At 66.9% G+C, this 15,981-nt stretch carries 17 protein-coding genes; 9 read left to right on the top strand and 8 right to left on the bottom strand.

From position 1 onward, the window contains the following. Positions 1-113 precede the first annotated feature (113 nt). The 7 genes from ACP26O_RS10075 to ACP26O_RS10045 all read left to right on the top strand — a co-directional run bounded on the left by ACP26O_RS10075 (position 114) and on the right by ACP26O_RS10045 (position 6,204). Positions 114-1,598 carry an NCS1 family nucleobase:cation symporter-1 gene (locus tag ACP26O_RS10075; RefSeq protein WP_175664883.1) on the top strand — a complete coding sequence of 495 codons (1,485 nt, stop codon included), beginning with the start codon at positions 114-116 and terminating at the stop codon, positions 1,596-1,598. A 10-nt stretch (positions 1,599-1,608) separates the two neighbouring features. Beyond that, complete coding sequence (locus ACP26O_RS10070) at positions 1,609-2,445, top strand: aspartate/glutamate racemase family protein (RefSeq protein WP_175664882.1); 837 nt, start codon at positions 1,609-1,611, stop codon at positions 2,443-2,445. Positions 2,446-2,595: 150 nt separating this feature from the next. After that, positions 2,596-3,549, top strand: coding sequence for an allantoinase PuuE (gene puuE / locus ACP26O_RS10065; RefSeq protein WP_175664881.1), 954 nt, complete (start codon positions 2,596-2,598; stop codon positions 3,547-3,549). After that, positions 3,546-4,067, top strand: a complete 522-nt coding sequence (uraD, locus tag ACP26O_RS10060; protein WP_011657193.1) for a 2-oxo-4-hydroxy-4-carboxy-5-ureidoimidazoline decarboxylase — start codon at positions 3,546-3,548, stop codon at positions 4,065-4,067. Before puuE ends, uraD begins: the two co-directional genes overlap by 4 nt. Positions 4,068-4,139: 72 nt before the next feature. Next, complete coding sequence (gene alc / locus ACP26O_RS10055) at positions 4,140-5,153, top strand: allantoicase (RefSeq protein WP_175664880.1); 1,014 nt, start codon at positions 4,140-4,142, stop codon at positions 5,151-5,153. Further along, positions 5,150-5,662 carry an ureidoglycolate lyase gene (locus tag ACP26O_RS10050; protein ID WP_175664879.1) on the top strand — a complete coding sequence of 171 codons (513 nt, stop codon included), beginning with the start codon at positions 5,150-5,152 and terminating at the stop codon, positions 5,660-5,662. Before alc ends, ACP26O_RS10050 begins: the two co-directional genes overlap by 4 nt. 131 nt (positions 5,663-5,793) lie before the next feature. After that, entirely contained in the window at positions 5,794-6,204 is a 411-nt protein-coding gene (locus tag ACP26O_RS10045; RefSeq protein ID WP_175664878.1) for an ACT domain-containing protein, read from the top strand. Positions 6,205-6,300: 96 nt separating this feature from the next. Here the strand turns inward: ACP26O_RS10045 and ACP26O_RS10040 are convergent, their stop codons facing one another. Together ACP26O_RS10040 and uraH are read right to left on the bottom strand one after the other, a co-directional pair. Further along, positions 6,301-7,494 carry a urate hydroxylase PuuD gene (locus tag ACP26O_RS10040; RefSeq protein ID WP_175655562.1) on the bottom strand — a complete coding sequence of 398 codons (1,194 nt, stop codon included), beginning with the start codon at positions 7,492-7,494 and terminating at the stop codon, positions 6,301-6,303. 53 nt (positions 7,495-7,547) lie between these two features. Continuing rightward, positions 7,548-7,901 (bottom strand): hydroxyisourate hydrolase, encoded by a 354-nt coding sequence (gene uraH / locus ACP26O_RS10035; protein ID WP_012364099.1) that lies wholly within the window; start codon positions 7,899-7,901, stop codon positions 7,548-7,550. Positions 7,902-8,411: 510 nt separating this feature from the next. On the opposite strand from uraH, the gene ACP26O_RS10030 reads away from it, so the two are divergent. Beyond that, positions 8,412-9,824 (top strand): 8-oxoguanine deaminase, encoded by a 1,413-nt coding sequence (locus ACP26O_RS10030; RefSeq protein WP_175664877.1) that lies wholly within the window; start codon positions 8,412-8,414, stop codon positions 9,822-9,824. A gap of 106 nt (positions 9,825-9,930) precedes the next feature. Here ACP26O_RS10030 and ACP26O_RS10025 read toward each other — a convergent pair whose 3' ends face one another. Both ACP26O_RS10025 and ACP26O_RS10020 read right to left on the bottom strand, forming a co-directional pair. Then, positions 9,931-10,860 carry a LysR substrate-binding domain-containing protein gene (locus ACP26O_RS10025; protein WP_006762467.1) on the bottom strand — a complete coding sequence of 310 codons (930 nt, stop codon included), beginning with the start codon at positions 10,858-10,860 and terminating at the stop codon, positions 9,931-9,933. 214 nt (positions 10,861-11,074) lie between these two features. Beyond that, positions 11,075-11,284: a dodecin gene (locus ACP26O_RS10020; protein WP_006755984.1), complete on the bottom strand. Its 210-nt coding sequence runs from the start codon at positions 11,282-11,284 to the stop codon at positions 11,075-11,077. A gap of 141 nt (positions 11,285-11,425) precedes the next feature. Between ACP26O_RS10020 and ACP26O_RS10015 the strand changes: the two genes are divergently transcribed. Beyond that, positions 11,426-12,319 (top strand): NAD(P)-dependent oxidoreductase, encoded by an 894-nt coding sequence (locus ACP26O_RS10015; protein ID WP_175664876.1) that lies wholly within the window; start codon positions 11,426-11,428, stop codon positions 12,317-12,319. 77 nt (positions 12,320-12,396) lie between these two features. Here ACP26O_RS10015 and ACP26O_RS10010 read toward each other — a convergent pair whose 3' ends face one another. The 4 genes from ACP26O_RS10010 to ACP26O_RS09995 all read right to left on the bottom strand — a co-directional run bounded on the left by ACP26O_RS10010 (position 12,397) and on the right by ACP26O_RS09995 (position 15,860). Then, positions 12,397-12,843, bottom strand: a complete 447-nt coding sequence (locus ACP26O_RS10010; RefSeq protein ID WP_175656186.1) for a hypothetical protein — start codon at positions 12,841-12,843, stop codon at positions 12,397-12,399. Between the two features lie 356 nt (positions 12,844-13,199). After that, entirely contained in the window at positions 13,200-13,631 is a 432-nt protein-coding gene (gene mscL, locus ACP26O_RS10005; protein ID WP_006760677.1) for a large conductance mechanosensitive channel protein MscL, read from the bottom strand. Between the two features lie 279 nt (positions 13,632-13,910). Then, the gene (locus tag ACP26O_RS10000) at positions 13,911-15,101 is read right to left on the bottom strand and encodes a tetratricopeptide repeat protein (protein WP_175664875.1); all 1,191 of its coding nucleotides are present in this window, start codon (positions 15,099-15,101) and stop codon (positions 13,911-13,913) included. 78 nt (positions 15,102-15,179) lie between these two features. Further along, positions 15,180-15,860 carry a PspA/IM30 family protein gene (locus ACP26O_RS09995; RefSeq protein WP_012364094.1) on the bottom strand — a complete coding sequence of 227 codons (681 nt, stop codon included), beginning with the start codon at positions 15,858-15,860 and terminating at the stop codon, positions 15,180-15,182. Positions 15,861-15,981: the final 121 nt, after the last annotated feature.

Raw genomic sequence — 15,981 nt, 5'->3', positions numbered from 1 at the left:
GAGCAATGCAGGCCGGCGGTTTGCGCCGCCGGCCGCCAGTCCGACTCCGGACGACGATCCGGAGCGATATCGATGACGGTGGAGCGGCCGGGCGGCCGCGTCAAGGAGAAGTCATGGCTCAGTTCAGTGTGGCGCACGACAGCGCGTATCCGGCGGAAGAAGGCGGCGAGGGCGGCGGTTCCCCATTGCCGGACGGTTACAGTCGACGTTTGTACAACGAAGATTTGGCACCCCTAAAGAATCAGACATGGGGTTCGTACAACATCTTCGCGTTCTGGATGTCGGACGTGCACAGCGTCGGCGGCTACGTGTTCGCGGGCAGCCTGTTCGCGCTCGGGCTGACGAGCTGGCAGGTGCTGATCGCGCTGATCGTCGGCATCACGATCGTGAACCGGCTGTGCAACCTGATCGCGCGCCCGAGCCAGCAGATCGGCGTGCCGTATCCGGTCGCGTGCCGCGCGACGTTCGGCGTGCTCGGCGCGAACGTGCCGGCCGTGATCCGCGGCCTGATCGCGATCGCGTGGTACGGCATCCAGACCTATCTCGCGTCCAGCGCGCTCGTGATCGTCGTGCTGAAGTTTTTCCCGCAATGGCTGCCGTACGCGGACGTCCATCGTTACGGCTTCCTCGGGCTGTCCGCGGTCGGCTGGGCCGGCTTCATGCTGCTGTGGGTGCTGCAGGCGTTCGTGTTCTGGAACGGGATGGAGACGATCAAGAAGTTCATCGACTTCGCGGGCCCGGCCGTCTACGTCGTGATGTTCATCCTGGCCGGCTACATGGTGTGGCGCGCGGGCTGGCGCAACATCGGCCTGAACCTCGGCGGCGTCAAGTATCACGGCGCGGAAGTGATTCCGGTGATGATCACGGCCGTGTCGCTCGTCGTGTCGTACTTCTCCGGGCCGATGCTGAATTTCGGCGACTTCTCGCGCTACTGCCGCTCGTTCGGCGACGTGAAGCGCGGCAACTTCTGGGGGCTGCCGGTCAACTTCCTCGCGTTCTCGCTCGTCACGGTGATCACGACGGCCGCGACGCTGCCGGTGTTCGGCGAACTCATCACCGACCCCGTCGCGACGGTCGGCCGCATCGATCATCCGACCGCGGTGATCCTCGGCGCGCTGACCTTCACGATCGCGACGATTGGCATCAACATCGTCGCGAACTTCGTGTCGCCCGCGTTCGACTTCTCGAACGTCGCGCCGCGGCTGATCAGCTGGCGCGCGGGCGGGATGCTCGCCGCCGTCGCATCGATCTTCATCACGCCGTGGAACCTGTTCAACAACCCGGCCGTGATCCACTACACGCTCGACGTGCTCGGCGCGTTCATCGGCCCGCTGTACGGCGTGCTGATCGCCGACTTCTACCTCGTCAAGCGCGGCCGCCTCGTGCGCGACGACCTCTACACGATGTCGGAGAGCGGCACCTACTGGTACACGGGCGGCGTGAACCGCCGCGCGCTCGCCGCGCTGCTGCCGGCCGCGGTGATCGCGGTCGTCTGCGTGATGGTGCCGGGCTGGCAGGCCGCCGCGAACTTCTCGTGGTTCATCGGCGCGGGGCTCGGCTTCGTGTTCTACCGGCTGCTCGTGAGCGCGAAGGCCTGAGGAGCGCGCGATGAAGATCAAGCTGATCAATCCGAATACGACGCAGCGGATGACGGATGCGATGGGCCGCTGCGCGCGTGAAGTCGCGGCCGCGGACACCGAGATCGTCGCCGTGAGCCCGCCGATGGGACCGCCGTCGATCGAAGGCTATTACGACGAGGCGCTCGCGACGCCCGGGCTCCTCGCCGAGATCGCGCAGGGCGAGCGCGATGGCTGCGACGCATACGTGATCGCGTGTTTCGGCGATCCGGGCCTGTATGCGGCGCGCGAGCTCGCGCGCGGGCCGGTGATCGGCATCGCCGAGGCGGCGATGCACGCGGCGAGCGTGCTCGCGCCGGGCTTCTCGGTCGTCACGACGCTCGCGCGCACCTGCGGGATGGCATGGCATCTCGCCGAGCGCTACGGGATGAAGCGCTTCTGCCGCAACGTGCGCGCGACCGACGTCGCGGTGCTCGAGCTCGACCGGCCAGGGTCGGCCGCGCGGCGGATCATCGTCGACGAATGCCGGCGCGCGCTCGACGAGGACGGCGCCGACGCGATCGTGCTCGGCTGCGCGGGGATGGCCGAATTCGCGCACGAGATCGAGCAGCAGATCGGCGCGCCGGTCGTGGAAGGCGTGACGGCGGCCGTCAAGTGGGCCGAGGCGCTCGTCGCACTGCGCCTCGCGACCGCGAAGCGCGGCGACTATGCGCGGCCGCTGCCGAAGCGCTATGACGGCGAATTCGCGCGCTTCAGCCCGGTGGAGGACGCATCGGCGACCGCGCCGGACGCCGCCACGGCGCGCAGCGGCACCGCCGAGCCGGACCGGATGCCCAATTTGCCGCACCCGCACATACACACCGTCTGACCTGCACTATCTGCGCCGCTGTATGGGCGCGTCTGCACCTTTTCGCTACACTGGGCCGTCATCGCATCGGCCCGCGCGGCCGGCCTCCGGCACACGCGCGGGTCGATGCGAACCCATTATTCCGGCAAGCTTTCGTCGCACTTCGAACCCATGTCACTCGATCCCAACTATCCTCGCGACCTGATCGGCTACGGCCGCCATCCCGTGCAGGCGAACTGGCCCGGGCGTGCCCGCGTCGCCGTGCAATTCGTGCTGAACTACGAGGAGGGCGGCGAGAACTGCGTGCTGCACGGCGATCCGGCCTCCGAGCAGTTCCTGTCCGAAATCGTCGGCGCGGCCGCGTATCCGGATCGCCACATGAGCATGGAGTCGATCTACGAATACGGTTCGCGTGCCGGCGTATGGCGCATCCTGCGCGAATTCGAGAGGCGCGGGCTGCCGCTGACGGTGTTCGGCGTCGGCATGGCGATCGAGCGCCATCCGGAACTCGCGCGCGCATTCGTCGAGCTCGGTCATGAGATCGCGTGCCACGGCTGGCGCTGGATTCACTACCAGAGCATGACGCCCGAGCTCGAGGCCGAGCACATGCGCCTCGGGATGGAAGCGATCGAGCGCGTGACGGGCGAGCGTCCGCTCGGCTGGTATACCGGCCGCGACAGCCCGAACACGCACCGTCTCGTCGCGGAATACGGCGGCTTCCTGTACGACTCCGACAACTATGGCGACGACCTGCCGTTCTGGATGGACGTCGCCGTGTCGGGCGGCGGCACGTCGCCGCAGCTGATCGTCCCGTACACGCTCGATACGAACGACATGCGCTTCGCGACGCCGCAGGGCTTCAACACCGGCGAGCACTTCTTCGACTACCTGCGTGACGCATTCGACGTGCTGTACGCCGAGGGCGACGAAGCGCCGAAGATGCTGTCGATCGGCATGCACTGCCGGTTGCTGGGCCGGCCGGGGCGTTTTCGCGGGCTGCAGCGTTTCCTCGACCACATCGAGCAACACGATCGCGTATGGGTGACGCGCCGTGTCGATATCGCGCGTCATTGGCGTGAACATCATCCGTATCAGCCCAATCATCGAAACGAAGGGAAAGCATGAAGGCGATGCGTTACACGTTGGATCAACTGAACACGATGGCACCGAGCGCATTCGTCGCGGCGCTGTCGGGGATCTTCGAACATTCGCCGTGGGTGGCCGAGGTCGCCGCGGCCGAGCGGCCGTTCGCAAGCATCGACGCGCTGCACAAGACGATGTCGGATGCGGTCGAGACGGGCGGCGAAGCGCGCCAGCTCGCCCTGATCAATGCTCACCCGGAGCTGGCCGGCAAGGCCGCCGTGCGCGGCGAGCTGACGGCCGAGTCGACGCGCGAGCAGAGCGGCGCGGGTCTCGACCAGTGCACGCAGGAAGAGTTCGACAAGCTGCTGACGCTGAACCGCACGTATCGCGAGAAGTTCGGTTTCCCGTTCATCCTCGCGGTGCGCGGCTATGACCGGCACGGCATCATCGCGAACTTCGAGTCGCGCGTGAATCATTCGCGCGCCGAGGAGCTGCGCGCGAGCCTCGACCAGATCTACCGGATCGCGCGCTTTCGCCTCGACGACCTGATCGACGCCTGACACCGCAACACGGCCGGCTGCGTCGCAGCGGCCTGACACCGCCTCACCGCCTCACTGAAACAAGGAAACATCATGGCTGTTCCGCTTCTCGATCCCGACGCACCCGATTTCACGCGGCGCTACGTGAACCTTGCCGACCCGCGTCTCGGTGCGCAGGCGCTCGAGGCCAGCGACGACTTCTTCGCGCCGAAGGACCGGATGCTGAACCCCGAGCCGGCAGTATTCATCCCCGGCAAGTACGACGATCACGGCAAGTGGATGGATGGCTGGGAGACACGCCGCAAGCGCACGACGGGCTATGACTGGTGCATCGTCAAGCTCGCGCGGCCGGGCGTGATCAAGGGTTTCGACATCGACACGAGCCACTTCACCGGCAACTTCCCGCCGGCCGCGTCGATCGAGGCCGCGTACGTGGCCGATGGCGCGCCGACGCATGCGACCGAGTGGGTCGAGATCGTGCCGTCGACGACGCTGCAGGGCAACAGTCATCACTACGTCGAAGCGACCGATGCCCGCGCGTTCACGCACCTGCGCGTGAACATCTATCCGGACGGTGGCATCGCGCGCCTGCGCGTGTACGGCCAGCCGCAGCTCGACTGGGCGGGCGCGAGCGCGACCGAGCAGTTCGACCTCGCGGCGATGGAAAACGGCGGCTACGTGGTGGCCGCGAACAACCAGCACTTCGGCGTCGCGTCGAACCTGCTGCTGCCGGGCCGCGGCGTGAACATGGGCGACGGCTGGGAAACCCGGCGGCGCCGCGAACCGGGCAACGACTGGGCGATCATCGCGCTCGCGCAGCCGGGCGTGATCCGCAAGATCGAAGTCGATACCGCGTTCTTCAAGGGCAACTACCCGGACCGCTGCTCGATCCAGGCCGCATACGTGTCGGGCGGCACCGACAGCTCGCTGATCACGCAGTCGATGTTCTGGCCGGTGCTGCTCGGCGAACAGAAGCTGCAGATGGACAAGCAGCATTACTTCGAACACGAAATCGCGTCGCTGGGCCCGGTGACCCACGTCCGCCTGAACATCATTCCGGACGGTGGCGTATCGCGCGTGCGTCTGTGGGGGACGCTCGACAAATGAAGATGCTTGCAATCGAACCGCTGACCAGGGAAGCGTTCGCGCCGTTCGGCGACGTGATCGAAACGGAGGGCGCGAAGCAGATTCCGATCAACCTCGGCACGACGATCCGCTTTCACGATCTCGCGAAAGTCGATGTGGCGGACGAAGACGGCCGCACGCTCATCAACCTGTTCCGCGGTCAGCCGCGCACGCTGCCGTTCGAGGTGAAGATGCTCGAGCGCCATCCGCTCGGCAGCCAGGCGTTCGTGCCGCTGAACGACCAGCCGTATCTCGTCGTCGTCGCGCCGGCGGGCGATCTCGATGCGTCGAAGATCCGCGCGTTCGTGACGAGCGGGTGGCAGGGCGTCAACTATGCGAAGGGCGTGTGGCATCACCCGCTGATCGCACTCGGCGGCGTCAGCGATTTCATCGTCGTCGATCGCGGCGGTGAAGGCTTGAACCTGAATGAGCAGGACCTGCAGGAATCGCTGTGGCTCACCGAGGACGCGCTGGATGCGCTGACGGCCTGAGAGCCGGATTGCTGCCGTTGCCGTTCGAAGCATCAAGGAAACCCGCGCGCCGCGCGGGTTTTTTTATGCGTGCCGCGTGCTATCGTGCCCGCATCGCCACTGCCCGAAGTCCGGTTCCGGATCCGTTCCCGATGAGTCAACCTGAAAACGACCTCGCCGTCCTGCTGCGCACGATGCAGCCCGAGCTGCATCGCGGTGCCTTCGCATTCGTCGCGTTGCCGGCCGATGTGGAAATATCGTTATCCGAAACGATCGCGACGTTCCGCGAAGCGGAAGGCATGACGGTCGTGGTCGACGAAGAGACTGCGGCACGTCGCGGCTGGCCCGTGCTGTTTCGCGCCGCGTGGATCACGCTGACCGTCCATTCGGATCTCGCGGCGGTCGGCCTGACGGCCGCGTTCGCGCGGGCATTGGGCGCGGCCGGCATCAGCTGCAACGTGATGGCCGCTGCGTATCATGATCACATCTTCGTGCCGTTCGACGACGGCCCGCGCGCGCTCGATGCGCTCGTCGCACTGCAGCGCGACGCGATGCGCGGCTAGCGGGCGACGCGTTTCGCACAGCAAAAAAAACGGGCCCGTTTCCGGGCCCGCGAACGGAGAGGATGCGCCGGCAATCGACCGCCGGCGCCCGGCGGCTTACTTGACCGCGCCGCCCTCGAACCAGGCGGCGAGCTTCACGCGCTCGTCGTCGGTCATGTGCGTGACGTTGCCGATCGGCATCGCCTTCAGGCGCACGGCCTGTTCGTAGATGCGCTGCGCGTTCTTCGACACTTCGTCCGGCGTGTCGAACATCACGCCGGCGGGCGCGCTGCCCATCAGCGTCGGCTTGGCCGAGTGGCACTCGACGCAGCGCTGCTGCAGGATCGGCATGATGTCGTTGATCGCGATCTTCGGTGCGTTCGCGGCCTGCGCTTCCGGTGCGACCGGCTTCGGCATCGTCCACACGAGGGCGCCCGACAGCAGGGCGACGCCGCCGATCGGCAGGTACCACAGCTGCTTGCCGCGGTGACGCATCACGAAGAACTGACGGATCAGCGCGCCGGCCAGCATGATCAGCACGAGCACGACCCAGTTGAACTTGTTCGTGTACGTCATCGCGTAGTGGTTCGACAGCATCGCGAACACGACCGGCAGCGTGAAATACGTGTTGTGCACCGAGCGCTGCTTGCCGCGCTTGCCGTAGATCGGGTTCGGCTCTTCGCCCTTGAGCATCTTGTCGACCATCTTGCGCTGGCCCGGGATGATCACGAAGAATACGTTCGCCGACATGATCGTCGCGAGCATCGCGCCGACGATCAGGTACGCCGCACGGCCCGCGAAGATGTGGCACGCGAGATACGCGGCGACGACGACGTAGAGGCCCACGCAGATGCCCAGCACGCGATCGTTGGTGCCGAGGATGCGGCACAGCGAGTCGTAGACGATCCAGCCGGCCGCGAGGAAGCCGAGCGCGGATGCGACGGCGACCACCGGGCCCATGTCGAGCACGCTCTTGTCGATCAGGTAGGTGTTCGGTGCGAGCAGGTACAGCACGAAGAACAGCGAGAAGCCCGACAGCCAGGTCGTGTACGACGGCCACTTCGACCAGTGCAGGTCATCCGGCATTTCCGGTGGGGCGACCGTGTACTTCTGCATGTTGTAGAAACCGCCGCCGTGGACATGCCACAGCTCGCCGAACACGCCGCGCTTGCGCTGGTTCGCGTCGGTCGGCGGTTTCAGGCTGTTGTCGAGCGCGACGAAATAGAACGACTCGCCGATCCACGCAATGGCGACGATGACGTGCAGCCATCGCAGCGCGAGGTTCAGCCAGTCGGTGATGAAGCCTTCCATGAAACTCCTCCAGACTCAGATCGTTATCTTTGATGCGGGCGCCGATGCGTGTGTCAGCTGCCGCGATAGGTGCTGTACGACCACGGCGACACGAGCAGCGGCACGTGGTAGTGCGACGCGGTGTCGGCGATGCCGAAGCGCAGCACGACGCGGTCGACGAAACGGGGTTCGGGCACCTTCACGCCGAGCGACGCGAAGTAGTCGCCGGCATGGAATACGAGTTCGTATTCGCCGGCGGCGAGCGCGGCGCCTTCGAGCAGCGGTGCGTCGCAGCGGCCGTCGCTATTGGTCAGCACGGTCTTGATCGCGCGGCGCGATTCGCCGTCGAGCGCGTAGAGGTCCACCTTGATGGCCGCGCCGGGACGACCGTGCGCCGTATCGAGTACGTGGGTAGTGAGCTTTCCCATTCGTTGTGTCCTTGTGTGAATGCGAGGTTCGGCGGCGACTCGATCCATTGACTATGCGGCGGATCGAGGCTCCACGTCACGTGGCTACATACCCGTCGGCGAGAGTGAAGCGAGCGCCGTGCAGGCATTGTAAAAAGGTTCCCCGCGCAAATACGGGCGCGATATCGAAGATAATGCGCCGCGCATGAACCGCTGTCGACGGCACGCCGGAAGCGGCCCGCAGCCTGCGATTCCGGGGCTTGGCGCCCCCTGCGCGGCGTACCATATCGAAACCGTGAAGCGCGGTATTCGGGATCGCGCATTGTGCGCGGCGCGCGCTTGGGCGATGCTGCCGCCGTGCGCGTCGGGCCGTGAGCCCGCGCGCACCCCGAAGACGGCGTGCACGCCGGGTAACCGGGCCAGCGCGTTCGAACGGACGCAGGCACCGGGGCGTGCCGCGAATCAGCGTTCGAACGGCTTTGTGAACGTCACCGGGAGCGGCTCCCGGCGGCAGAACGACGCGGAGAACGCATGAACCTCGAGCAGCACGCCGGCGCACGCGCGCCACAGCCATCCTCATCCCGCCCGAAAACCCTGCTGGTCAAGCACGCCGACGTGCTCGTGACCATGGACGACACGCGCCGCGAACTGCGCGACGCGGGGCTCTATATCGAAGACAACCGGATCGTCGCGGTCGGCCCGAGCGCCGAGCTGCCGGATAGCGCCGACGAAGTGCTCGACCTGCGTGGTCACCTGGTGATCCCGGGGCTCGTGAACACGCACCATCACATGTACCAGAGCCTCACGCGCGCGGTGCCGGCCGCGCAGAACGCCGAGCTGTTCGGGTGGCTCACGAACCTGTACCGGATCTGGGCGCACCTGACGCCCGAGATGATCGAGGTGTCGACGCTGACCGCGATGGCCGAGCTGCTGCAATCGGGCTGCACGACGTCGAGCGACCACCTGTACATCTACCCGAACGGCAGCCGGCTCGACGACAGCATCGGCGCCGCGCAGCGGATCGGCATGCGGTTTCACGCGAGCCGCGGCGCGATGAGCGTCGGCCAGCGCGACGGCGGGCTGCCGCCCGACTCGGTCGTCGAGCGCGAGCCCGACATCCTGCGCGACGCGCAGCGCCTGATCGAGACCTATCACGACGAAGGCCGCTACGCGATGCTGCGCGTGGTCGTCGCGCCGTGCTCGCCGTTCTCGGTGAGCCGCGGCCTGATGCGCGACGCGGCCGTGCTGGCCCGCGACTACGGCGTGTCGTTGCACACGCACCTGGCCGAGAACGTCAACGACATCGCGTACAGCCGCGAGAAGTTCGGGATGACGCCGGCCGAATACGCGGAAGATCTCGGCTGGGTGGGCCACGACGTGTGGCACGCGCACTGCGTGCAGCTCGACGATGCGGGCATCGGCCTGTTCGCGCGCACCGGCACCGGCGTCGCGCACTGTCCGTGTTCGAACATGCGGCTCGCGTCGGGCATCGCGCCGGTGAAGAAGATGCGTCTCGCGGGCGTGCCGGTCGGGATCGGCGTCGACGGCTCCGCGTCGAACGACGGCGCGCAGATGGTCGCGGAAGTGCGGCAGGCGCTGCTGCTGCAGCGGGTCGGCTTCGGGCCCGATGCGATGACCGCGCGGGAAGCGCTCGAGATCGCGACGCTCGGTGGCGCGAAGGTGCTGAATCGCGACGATATCGGCGCGCTGAAGCCCGGCATGGCCGCGGACTTCGCCGCGTTCGACCTGCGCCAGCCGCTGTTCGCGGGCGCGCTGCACGATCCGGTCGCGGCGCTCGTGTTCTGCTCGCCGTCGCAGACGGCGTACACGGTGGTGAACGGGAAGGTGGTGGTGCGGGAAGGGCGGCTCGCGACGCTCGACCTGCCGCCCGTCATCGAGCGCCACAACGCTCTTGCGCACGCCCTCGTGGAGGCGTCGCGCTGACGCACGGGCGCGGGGCTCGCGCCGCGCGCCGCGGATGAGGCGCGCGGCGGTGGTTGCGGCCGCCAGGCCGTACCGCGACGGCCTGACCGGCGCGCGCCGGGCGCGATCAAGCCTCGATCAGCGTGCGGGTCGCTTCGGCGACGAGGCTGCGCAGCCAGCGCACTTCGTCGGAATAGTGGCAGCGTTCGTGCCACAGCTGGTAGTACTGCATCGGCGGGAAGTCGAGCGGCGCCGGCACGACCGACAGCGGCAGGAACTTCGCGTAATGATCGGCGAACAGGCGCGTCGTCGTGAATATCAGGTCGGACTTCACCAGCACGTACGGCGCGAGGTTGAAGTACGGCAGCGTGACGACCACGTGGCGCTTGAGCCGCTCGCGCGCGAGGTGCACGTCGATCGCGCCGCGCTGGCCGACCGAGTACGGCGTCGGCGCGAGATGCGGCGCGTTCAGGTACTGGTCGAGCGTGAGCCCGCCGCGCTTCGCGAACGGATGCGTGTTGCTCATCAGGCAGACGATTTCGTCGACGAACAGGTTCGACAGGTGCAGCTGTTCGGGCGGCTCGGGCCAGTTGCCGACGACGATGTCGAGCTTGCCGTCTTCCAGCGCGAGCTCGTAGTCGAACGCGGGGCCGAGCGAGTGGAACTCGAGCGTCGCATTCGGCGCGGCCTGGCGAAAGCGTTCGACGACGGTCGGCACGAACAGCACGTTCAGGTAGTCGGGGCAGCCGATCCGGTAGCAGCGGATCGACGTGGCCGGGTCGAAATTGTGCTGCTGGAACTTGATGCGCTCGATTTCACGCAGTGCGTTCTGCACCGGTTCGAGCAGGCGCAGCCCGTATTCGGTCGGCACCATGCCGGACTTGCCGCGCACGAGGAGCGGGTCGCCGGTGATGTCGCGCAGGCGCCGCAGCGCGGCGCTGATCGCCGGTTGCGACTGGTTCAGTTTGACGGCCGCGCGCGTGACGCTGCGCTCCATCAACAAGGTGTGCAAGACGCGCAAGAGGTACGTGTCGATCGCCTCGCGTTGCTGACTCATGATATCTCCGTTTATATGTACGGGCTGATCGAGGGGGCGTGGGGGTATATGGTTTTTAATATGAACGAAAACCAGCGTCAAGAGATGGATACCCGCAGACGCCCGCCGGCCGGGCCTCGACACGGGGCCCGAACGGGGCGTCATGCAGGCGGGCGCGGCGCCGCGCGGATGCGCATTGCACGCATCCGGTGGTCAGGGCACCGCGCGCGGTGCGTCAGTCGTCGATGCGCATGCCGACTTTCAGCGTGACCTGCCAGTGGATGACCTGATCGCCTTCGATGTGGCCGCGTGTTTCGGTCACCTGGAACCAGTGCAGGTTGTGCAGCGTCTTGCCGGCTTTCGAGATCGCGTTGCGGATGGCGTCGTCGCACGATTGCCGCGACGAGCCGGTCAGTTCGATCAGCTTGTAGACGTGGTCGCTCATGATGCGCTCCCTGGTGTGTCGGTATGTGGTCGGTATGGCCGGCGAAAGTGGCGGCGCCGAAGCGGCGCCGCGCGTGTCCGGCTTCTTGAGTGATAGGTATGATGGGCGGCAAGTGCAACCTCAATTGGAGACGGGAATATCGTGGAAGTCGGATTTTGCGGACCGGGGTTGATGGGCGCGCCGATGATTCGGCATTTGCTGGTGGCAGGCCACAGGGTCAGCGTATGGAACCGGACGCGCGGCAAGGCCGAGGCGCTTGAAAAGGATGGCGCGCAGGTGGTCGACACGCCGCGCGAACTGGCCGAGCGCGTCGATACGGTGTTCATGTGCGTGCTCGACGGCCGTGCGGTCGGCGATGTCACGTTCGGCGAGCACGGGCTGCTTGCCGGCGATGCGAACGCACGCCGCTTGAAGCGCATCGTCGATCATTCGAGCATTCCGCCTGCCACGACGCGCGACTATGCGGCGCGCGCAGCCGCGCTCGGCGTCGGCTGGATCGACGCGCCCGTGTCGGGCGGCGTGCCCGGCGCGCAGGCCGGTACGCTCGCGGTGATGGCGGGCGGCGGCGCGGCCGACCTCGACGCGGTGCGGCCGTTGATCGACGCGTACGCGTCGCGCATCACGCACATGGGCGACGCCGGTGCAGGCCAGACCGCGAAGCTGTGCAACCAGGCGATCGTCACCGCGACGGTGACCGCGATCGCGGAAGCGGTCGGCCTGGCGCAGGCGAGCGGCATCGATGCCGCGCGTCTGGCCGACGCACTGGCGGGCGGCTGGGCCGACTCCGTGCTGCTGCAGACCTTCGTACCGCGCATGACGTCAGGCGGCCACCCGCCGATGGGTGCACTGAGCACGTTCCAGAAGGATGTCGATGCGATCGCCGACGCCGCGCGCGACACGGGCGCGGTGATGCCCGTGTCGGCCACGGTGCAGCAGGTGCTGCGGCTGGGTGCTGCGCAGGGCCTCGCCGGCGCCGATTTCGCCGCGTTCATCGACATCGTCCGGCCCGGCAACGGGCGCGGGACGGCGCAGTGAGCGCGTGGCGGCGGTGAAGCGGGAAGCCTGAATGGCCGATGGGCCGCCCGGAGGCGGCCCATCGTGTCGGTGTCGGTTCAGCCGAGGGAGCGCGGTGTCGTGTCGCCGGCGTTCTGGCGTCCGAGGCCGCCGCGCAGGCTTGCCTTCGTGCCTGCACCAAATTCGGGCAGGATGCGCGCGCGGGCGCGGCTCGCGAACACGAGGAAGCCGAAGCCGTTCGCCTCGTACCAATATCCGCCGTTCTCGAGGCCGTCGAGCGGCTGTTCGAGCGCGTTGGCGATCGATTCCATGCAGCGCTTGCGCAGTTCGGCGATGGCCGGATAGGGCGGCTGTGCGCCGCGCACGCTGCACAGGAGCACGTCGAGGCCGGGCAGCACATGCGCATAGAGGACGGGTTCGTCCTGCGCACGGGCGCGGGCAATCTTGGTGTCGAGCTGCGCAAACGGTTTCGAATGGCGCAATACCGCGAGGAATGACTCCTGGCCATCCTGCTGCGCGCGTCGACGTTTTTTCGGGAAGGACATAAACACTCGCCTCAAAAACAATTGCAAGAAATGCGGCACTTTCATGCGACCCACTCCCGGCTATGTACGCCGCATGTCGATCCTTTATAGCACACGAAAATGCTGCACTCGTGCGGTACGACGATCAATGTCTCCCGTCGACCCGCTTGCCACGATGATCGACACAGCCAGCGTCTCGGCGCCCGTACTGTCGTTTAGTCTCCATCATAGACCTGCTTTTCCCGCGCGTGCATTCGCGCGTCACAAAAAAGTGAGATAAGCGTCGCGCGGCGGCGCGCGGCGCACGCATGCGCGCGGCACGCGCATGAAAAAGGCCCGCATTTTGCGGGCCCGGCAGATGCAGCGTGGCGCGGTGCTCAGCGTTGCTTGAGCGAATCGCGGATCTCGCGCAGCAGCACGATGTCTTCCGGCGTCGCGGCCGGCGCGGCTTCTTCCGGCTTGCGCAGCTTGTTGATGAATTTCACCATCAGGAAAATGATGAACGCAAGGATCACGAAGTTGATCGCCACGGTGATGAACGAGCCGTAGCCGAATGCGGCGACGCCCGCGGCCTGCAGGTCCTTGAATGAATCGGGATTACCCTTGAACGTCGGGGGGATGGTGCCGAGCAGAACGAACTTGTTCGAGAAATCCAGACCGCCGGTCAGCACGCCGATCACCGGCATGATGAGGTCTTTCACGACCGAGTCGACGATCTTCGAGAACGCGCCGCCGATGATCACGCCGACGGCGAGATCCATCACGTTGCCTTTGACGGCGAATTCCTTGAATTCCTTGATTATGCTCATGAGCGGCTTTCTCCTGATTGAGGCTAGGGGAAGGCGTGCCGCGACGCGCAGGGCTGCGAAACGTCGGATGGGATCGGAGGCACGCCGATGGCCGCATGATAGCGAACGTGCCCCATTGCCGGTAGCCCATCTTGAAATGATTGACAAATCCGCGGCCGGCGATCGGGCGGCCGGCGATCGGGCGGCCGGCGATCCGGCGGCCGGCGCGAGTGGGAATGAAAGGAAGCGCGGCGTGAGAGGTGGGCGTCGCGCGATGCGTCGACGCCCGCGTGCGAATGCTCAGGTGTTGTCGTCGGTCCAGCCGTCGTCGTTGCTGCCGAGATCGACACCGCCGCCGCCGTTGCCGTCGCTCCAGTTCGAATCGTCGCCGCGACCGAAGTCGAAGCCCGGATCGTTGTTCTCCTGGCGCCGGCGCTGGTCGTCGACGATCACGTCGCGCTCGACCACGCGCTCGCGCCCGCCCGACATCGCTTCGCCGAGCAGCACGCCGGTCAGCAGCCCGCCCATCCCGCCGGCGAAACCACCGCCTTGCTGGACCACGACGGGCGGCTGCTGCTGCGGATACGGTTGCGGCGGATACGGCTGTTGCGGGTATGGCGGTTGCTGATACGGCTGGCCTTGCGTGCCGGTCATGCGATCGGCTTCCTGCGCATACACGGAGCCGTTGCCATTCGCCGGCGCGGCGGGCTGCGCGGCCGGATCGGGGCGGCCTTCGACGCGTGCCTTCACGCTCGCATGCCGCTGCTCGAGTTCGTCGATGCGATACGGCGGCACCGGGTTCTTGCCGTTCGACAGCGTTTCGACGAGCGTGCGTGCATCGGTCTCGATGCCTTCGAGCTCGCCGGTGAGCGCGGCGGCGCCGGGCGCCGTCGACAGCTTCGCGTCGAGTTTCAGCGGACGAATGTCGTTCAGCACGTCGGTCGCGCGCTTCAATTGCGTGCGGCGTTCGTCGTCGGCGCGACCGTCGTCGGCCGAGCGCGCGCGCCGCAGCGTCCAGCGCAGCACCAGCGCGATGAGTGCGACGATCAGCGCGATGCCGATCCACATGCCGGTCGACGGACCGTGTTTCGCGACCGGCGCGGCCGGTGCGAGCGACGACTGCAACGAGCCGGCCTGCGTGGCCGACGGTGTGTTGCCGCTCACGCGCGCGGCGTCCGCGCGAATGCGGGATTCGGTCTGCGCGAAGCGCGACGCATCGGTGAAGCGCAGTTGCGGATCGAGCGACTTCGCCCGCTGCAGTTGCGCGAGCGCGTCCGACGCGCGGCCTTCGCGGTCCAGCACCTGGGCGTACAGGTAGTGCGCATGCGCGTTGTTCGGGTGGGCGTCGATGACTTGCGACAGCTGAGAGTCGGCGCGCTGCCAGTCGCGTTGTGCGATCGACTGCTCGACTTGCTGCAGCGACGGGACTGCGAATGCCGCGGACGACAGCAGCATCAGCGAGAAGCCGAGTGCGGCGAGAGATTTCTTCATGGTCGAACCGGGCGCGAGCGCCCGTCTCCTGACGATCGATGCGCGCCGCGAGCCGGGCGGGCCGCGGCGCGGTTGCCGTTACTGCGCGGGCGTGTCGAGCTGCTTCTTCAGCGCGGCGAGGCGGTCTTCCACCGACGGGCCCTTGTTCAGCGCGGCGAGCTTGTCCTCGAGCGCCTTGCCGCTCGACGTGTCGGCCGAGTTCAGGCGTGCGTCCGAGCGCGCGTTCTGCAGCGCGACCTTGTCCTCGAGCTTCTGGAAATCCTCGGACAGGTTCTTGCCGCCGATGCCGCCGAGCGCGGTTGCCGCGACGTCCTTTGCCTGCGCGATTTCATGCTTCGCCTGCAGGATGTTCGAGCGCGAGTTCAGGTCGTTGCGGCGCTGGCGCATGTCGGCGATCTGCCCCTTCAGCTTGTCGACCGACGGTTCGAGCGTCGTCAGCTCGGCCGCGAGTGCATCGCGCTCGGCTTCGGCGTTCGATTGCGCGGCGAGCGCCTCGCGTGCGAGTGCTTCGTCGCCGGCCTGCAGCGCGCGCTTCGCGCCGTCTTCGTACTTCTTCACCTTGTCGTCGGCCGCATCGCGCTTGCTGCGCTGGGTCGCGACTTGTGCCTCGATCTCGATCAGCGAATTCTCGGCACGGCCGATGCTGTCGTCGAGCTCCCGCACGATCTGCCGTGCGTCGCGCGACGGATCCTGTACCGAGTCGGCCGCATCGTTCAGCAGGCCTTTGATCGTGCGCGAAATAGAGTCGAAAAGCGACATGAAATCCTCCGTGGTTGAAAGGTGCCGCGTGAGCGGCAGTACCCGTCGCGAATCGGTTCCGACCCGCGTGAGCCGGCGGATATTACACCGCCGGCTCCTTAAATACGGCTTAAGCGCCGGA

This window comes from Burkholderia sp. R-40, assembly GCF_049942845.1.
Lineage (GTDB): Bacteria > Pseudomonadota > Gammaproteobacteria > Burkholderiales > Burkholderiaceae > Burkholderia > Burkholderia ambifaria.
Note: the sequence above shows the minus strand (reverse complement) of the source record. Positions and strands in the feature narration are given on the sequence as shown.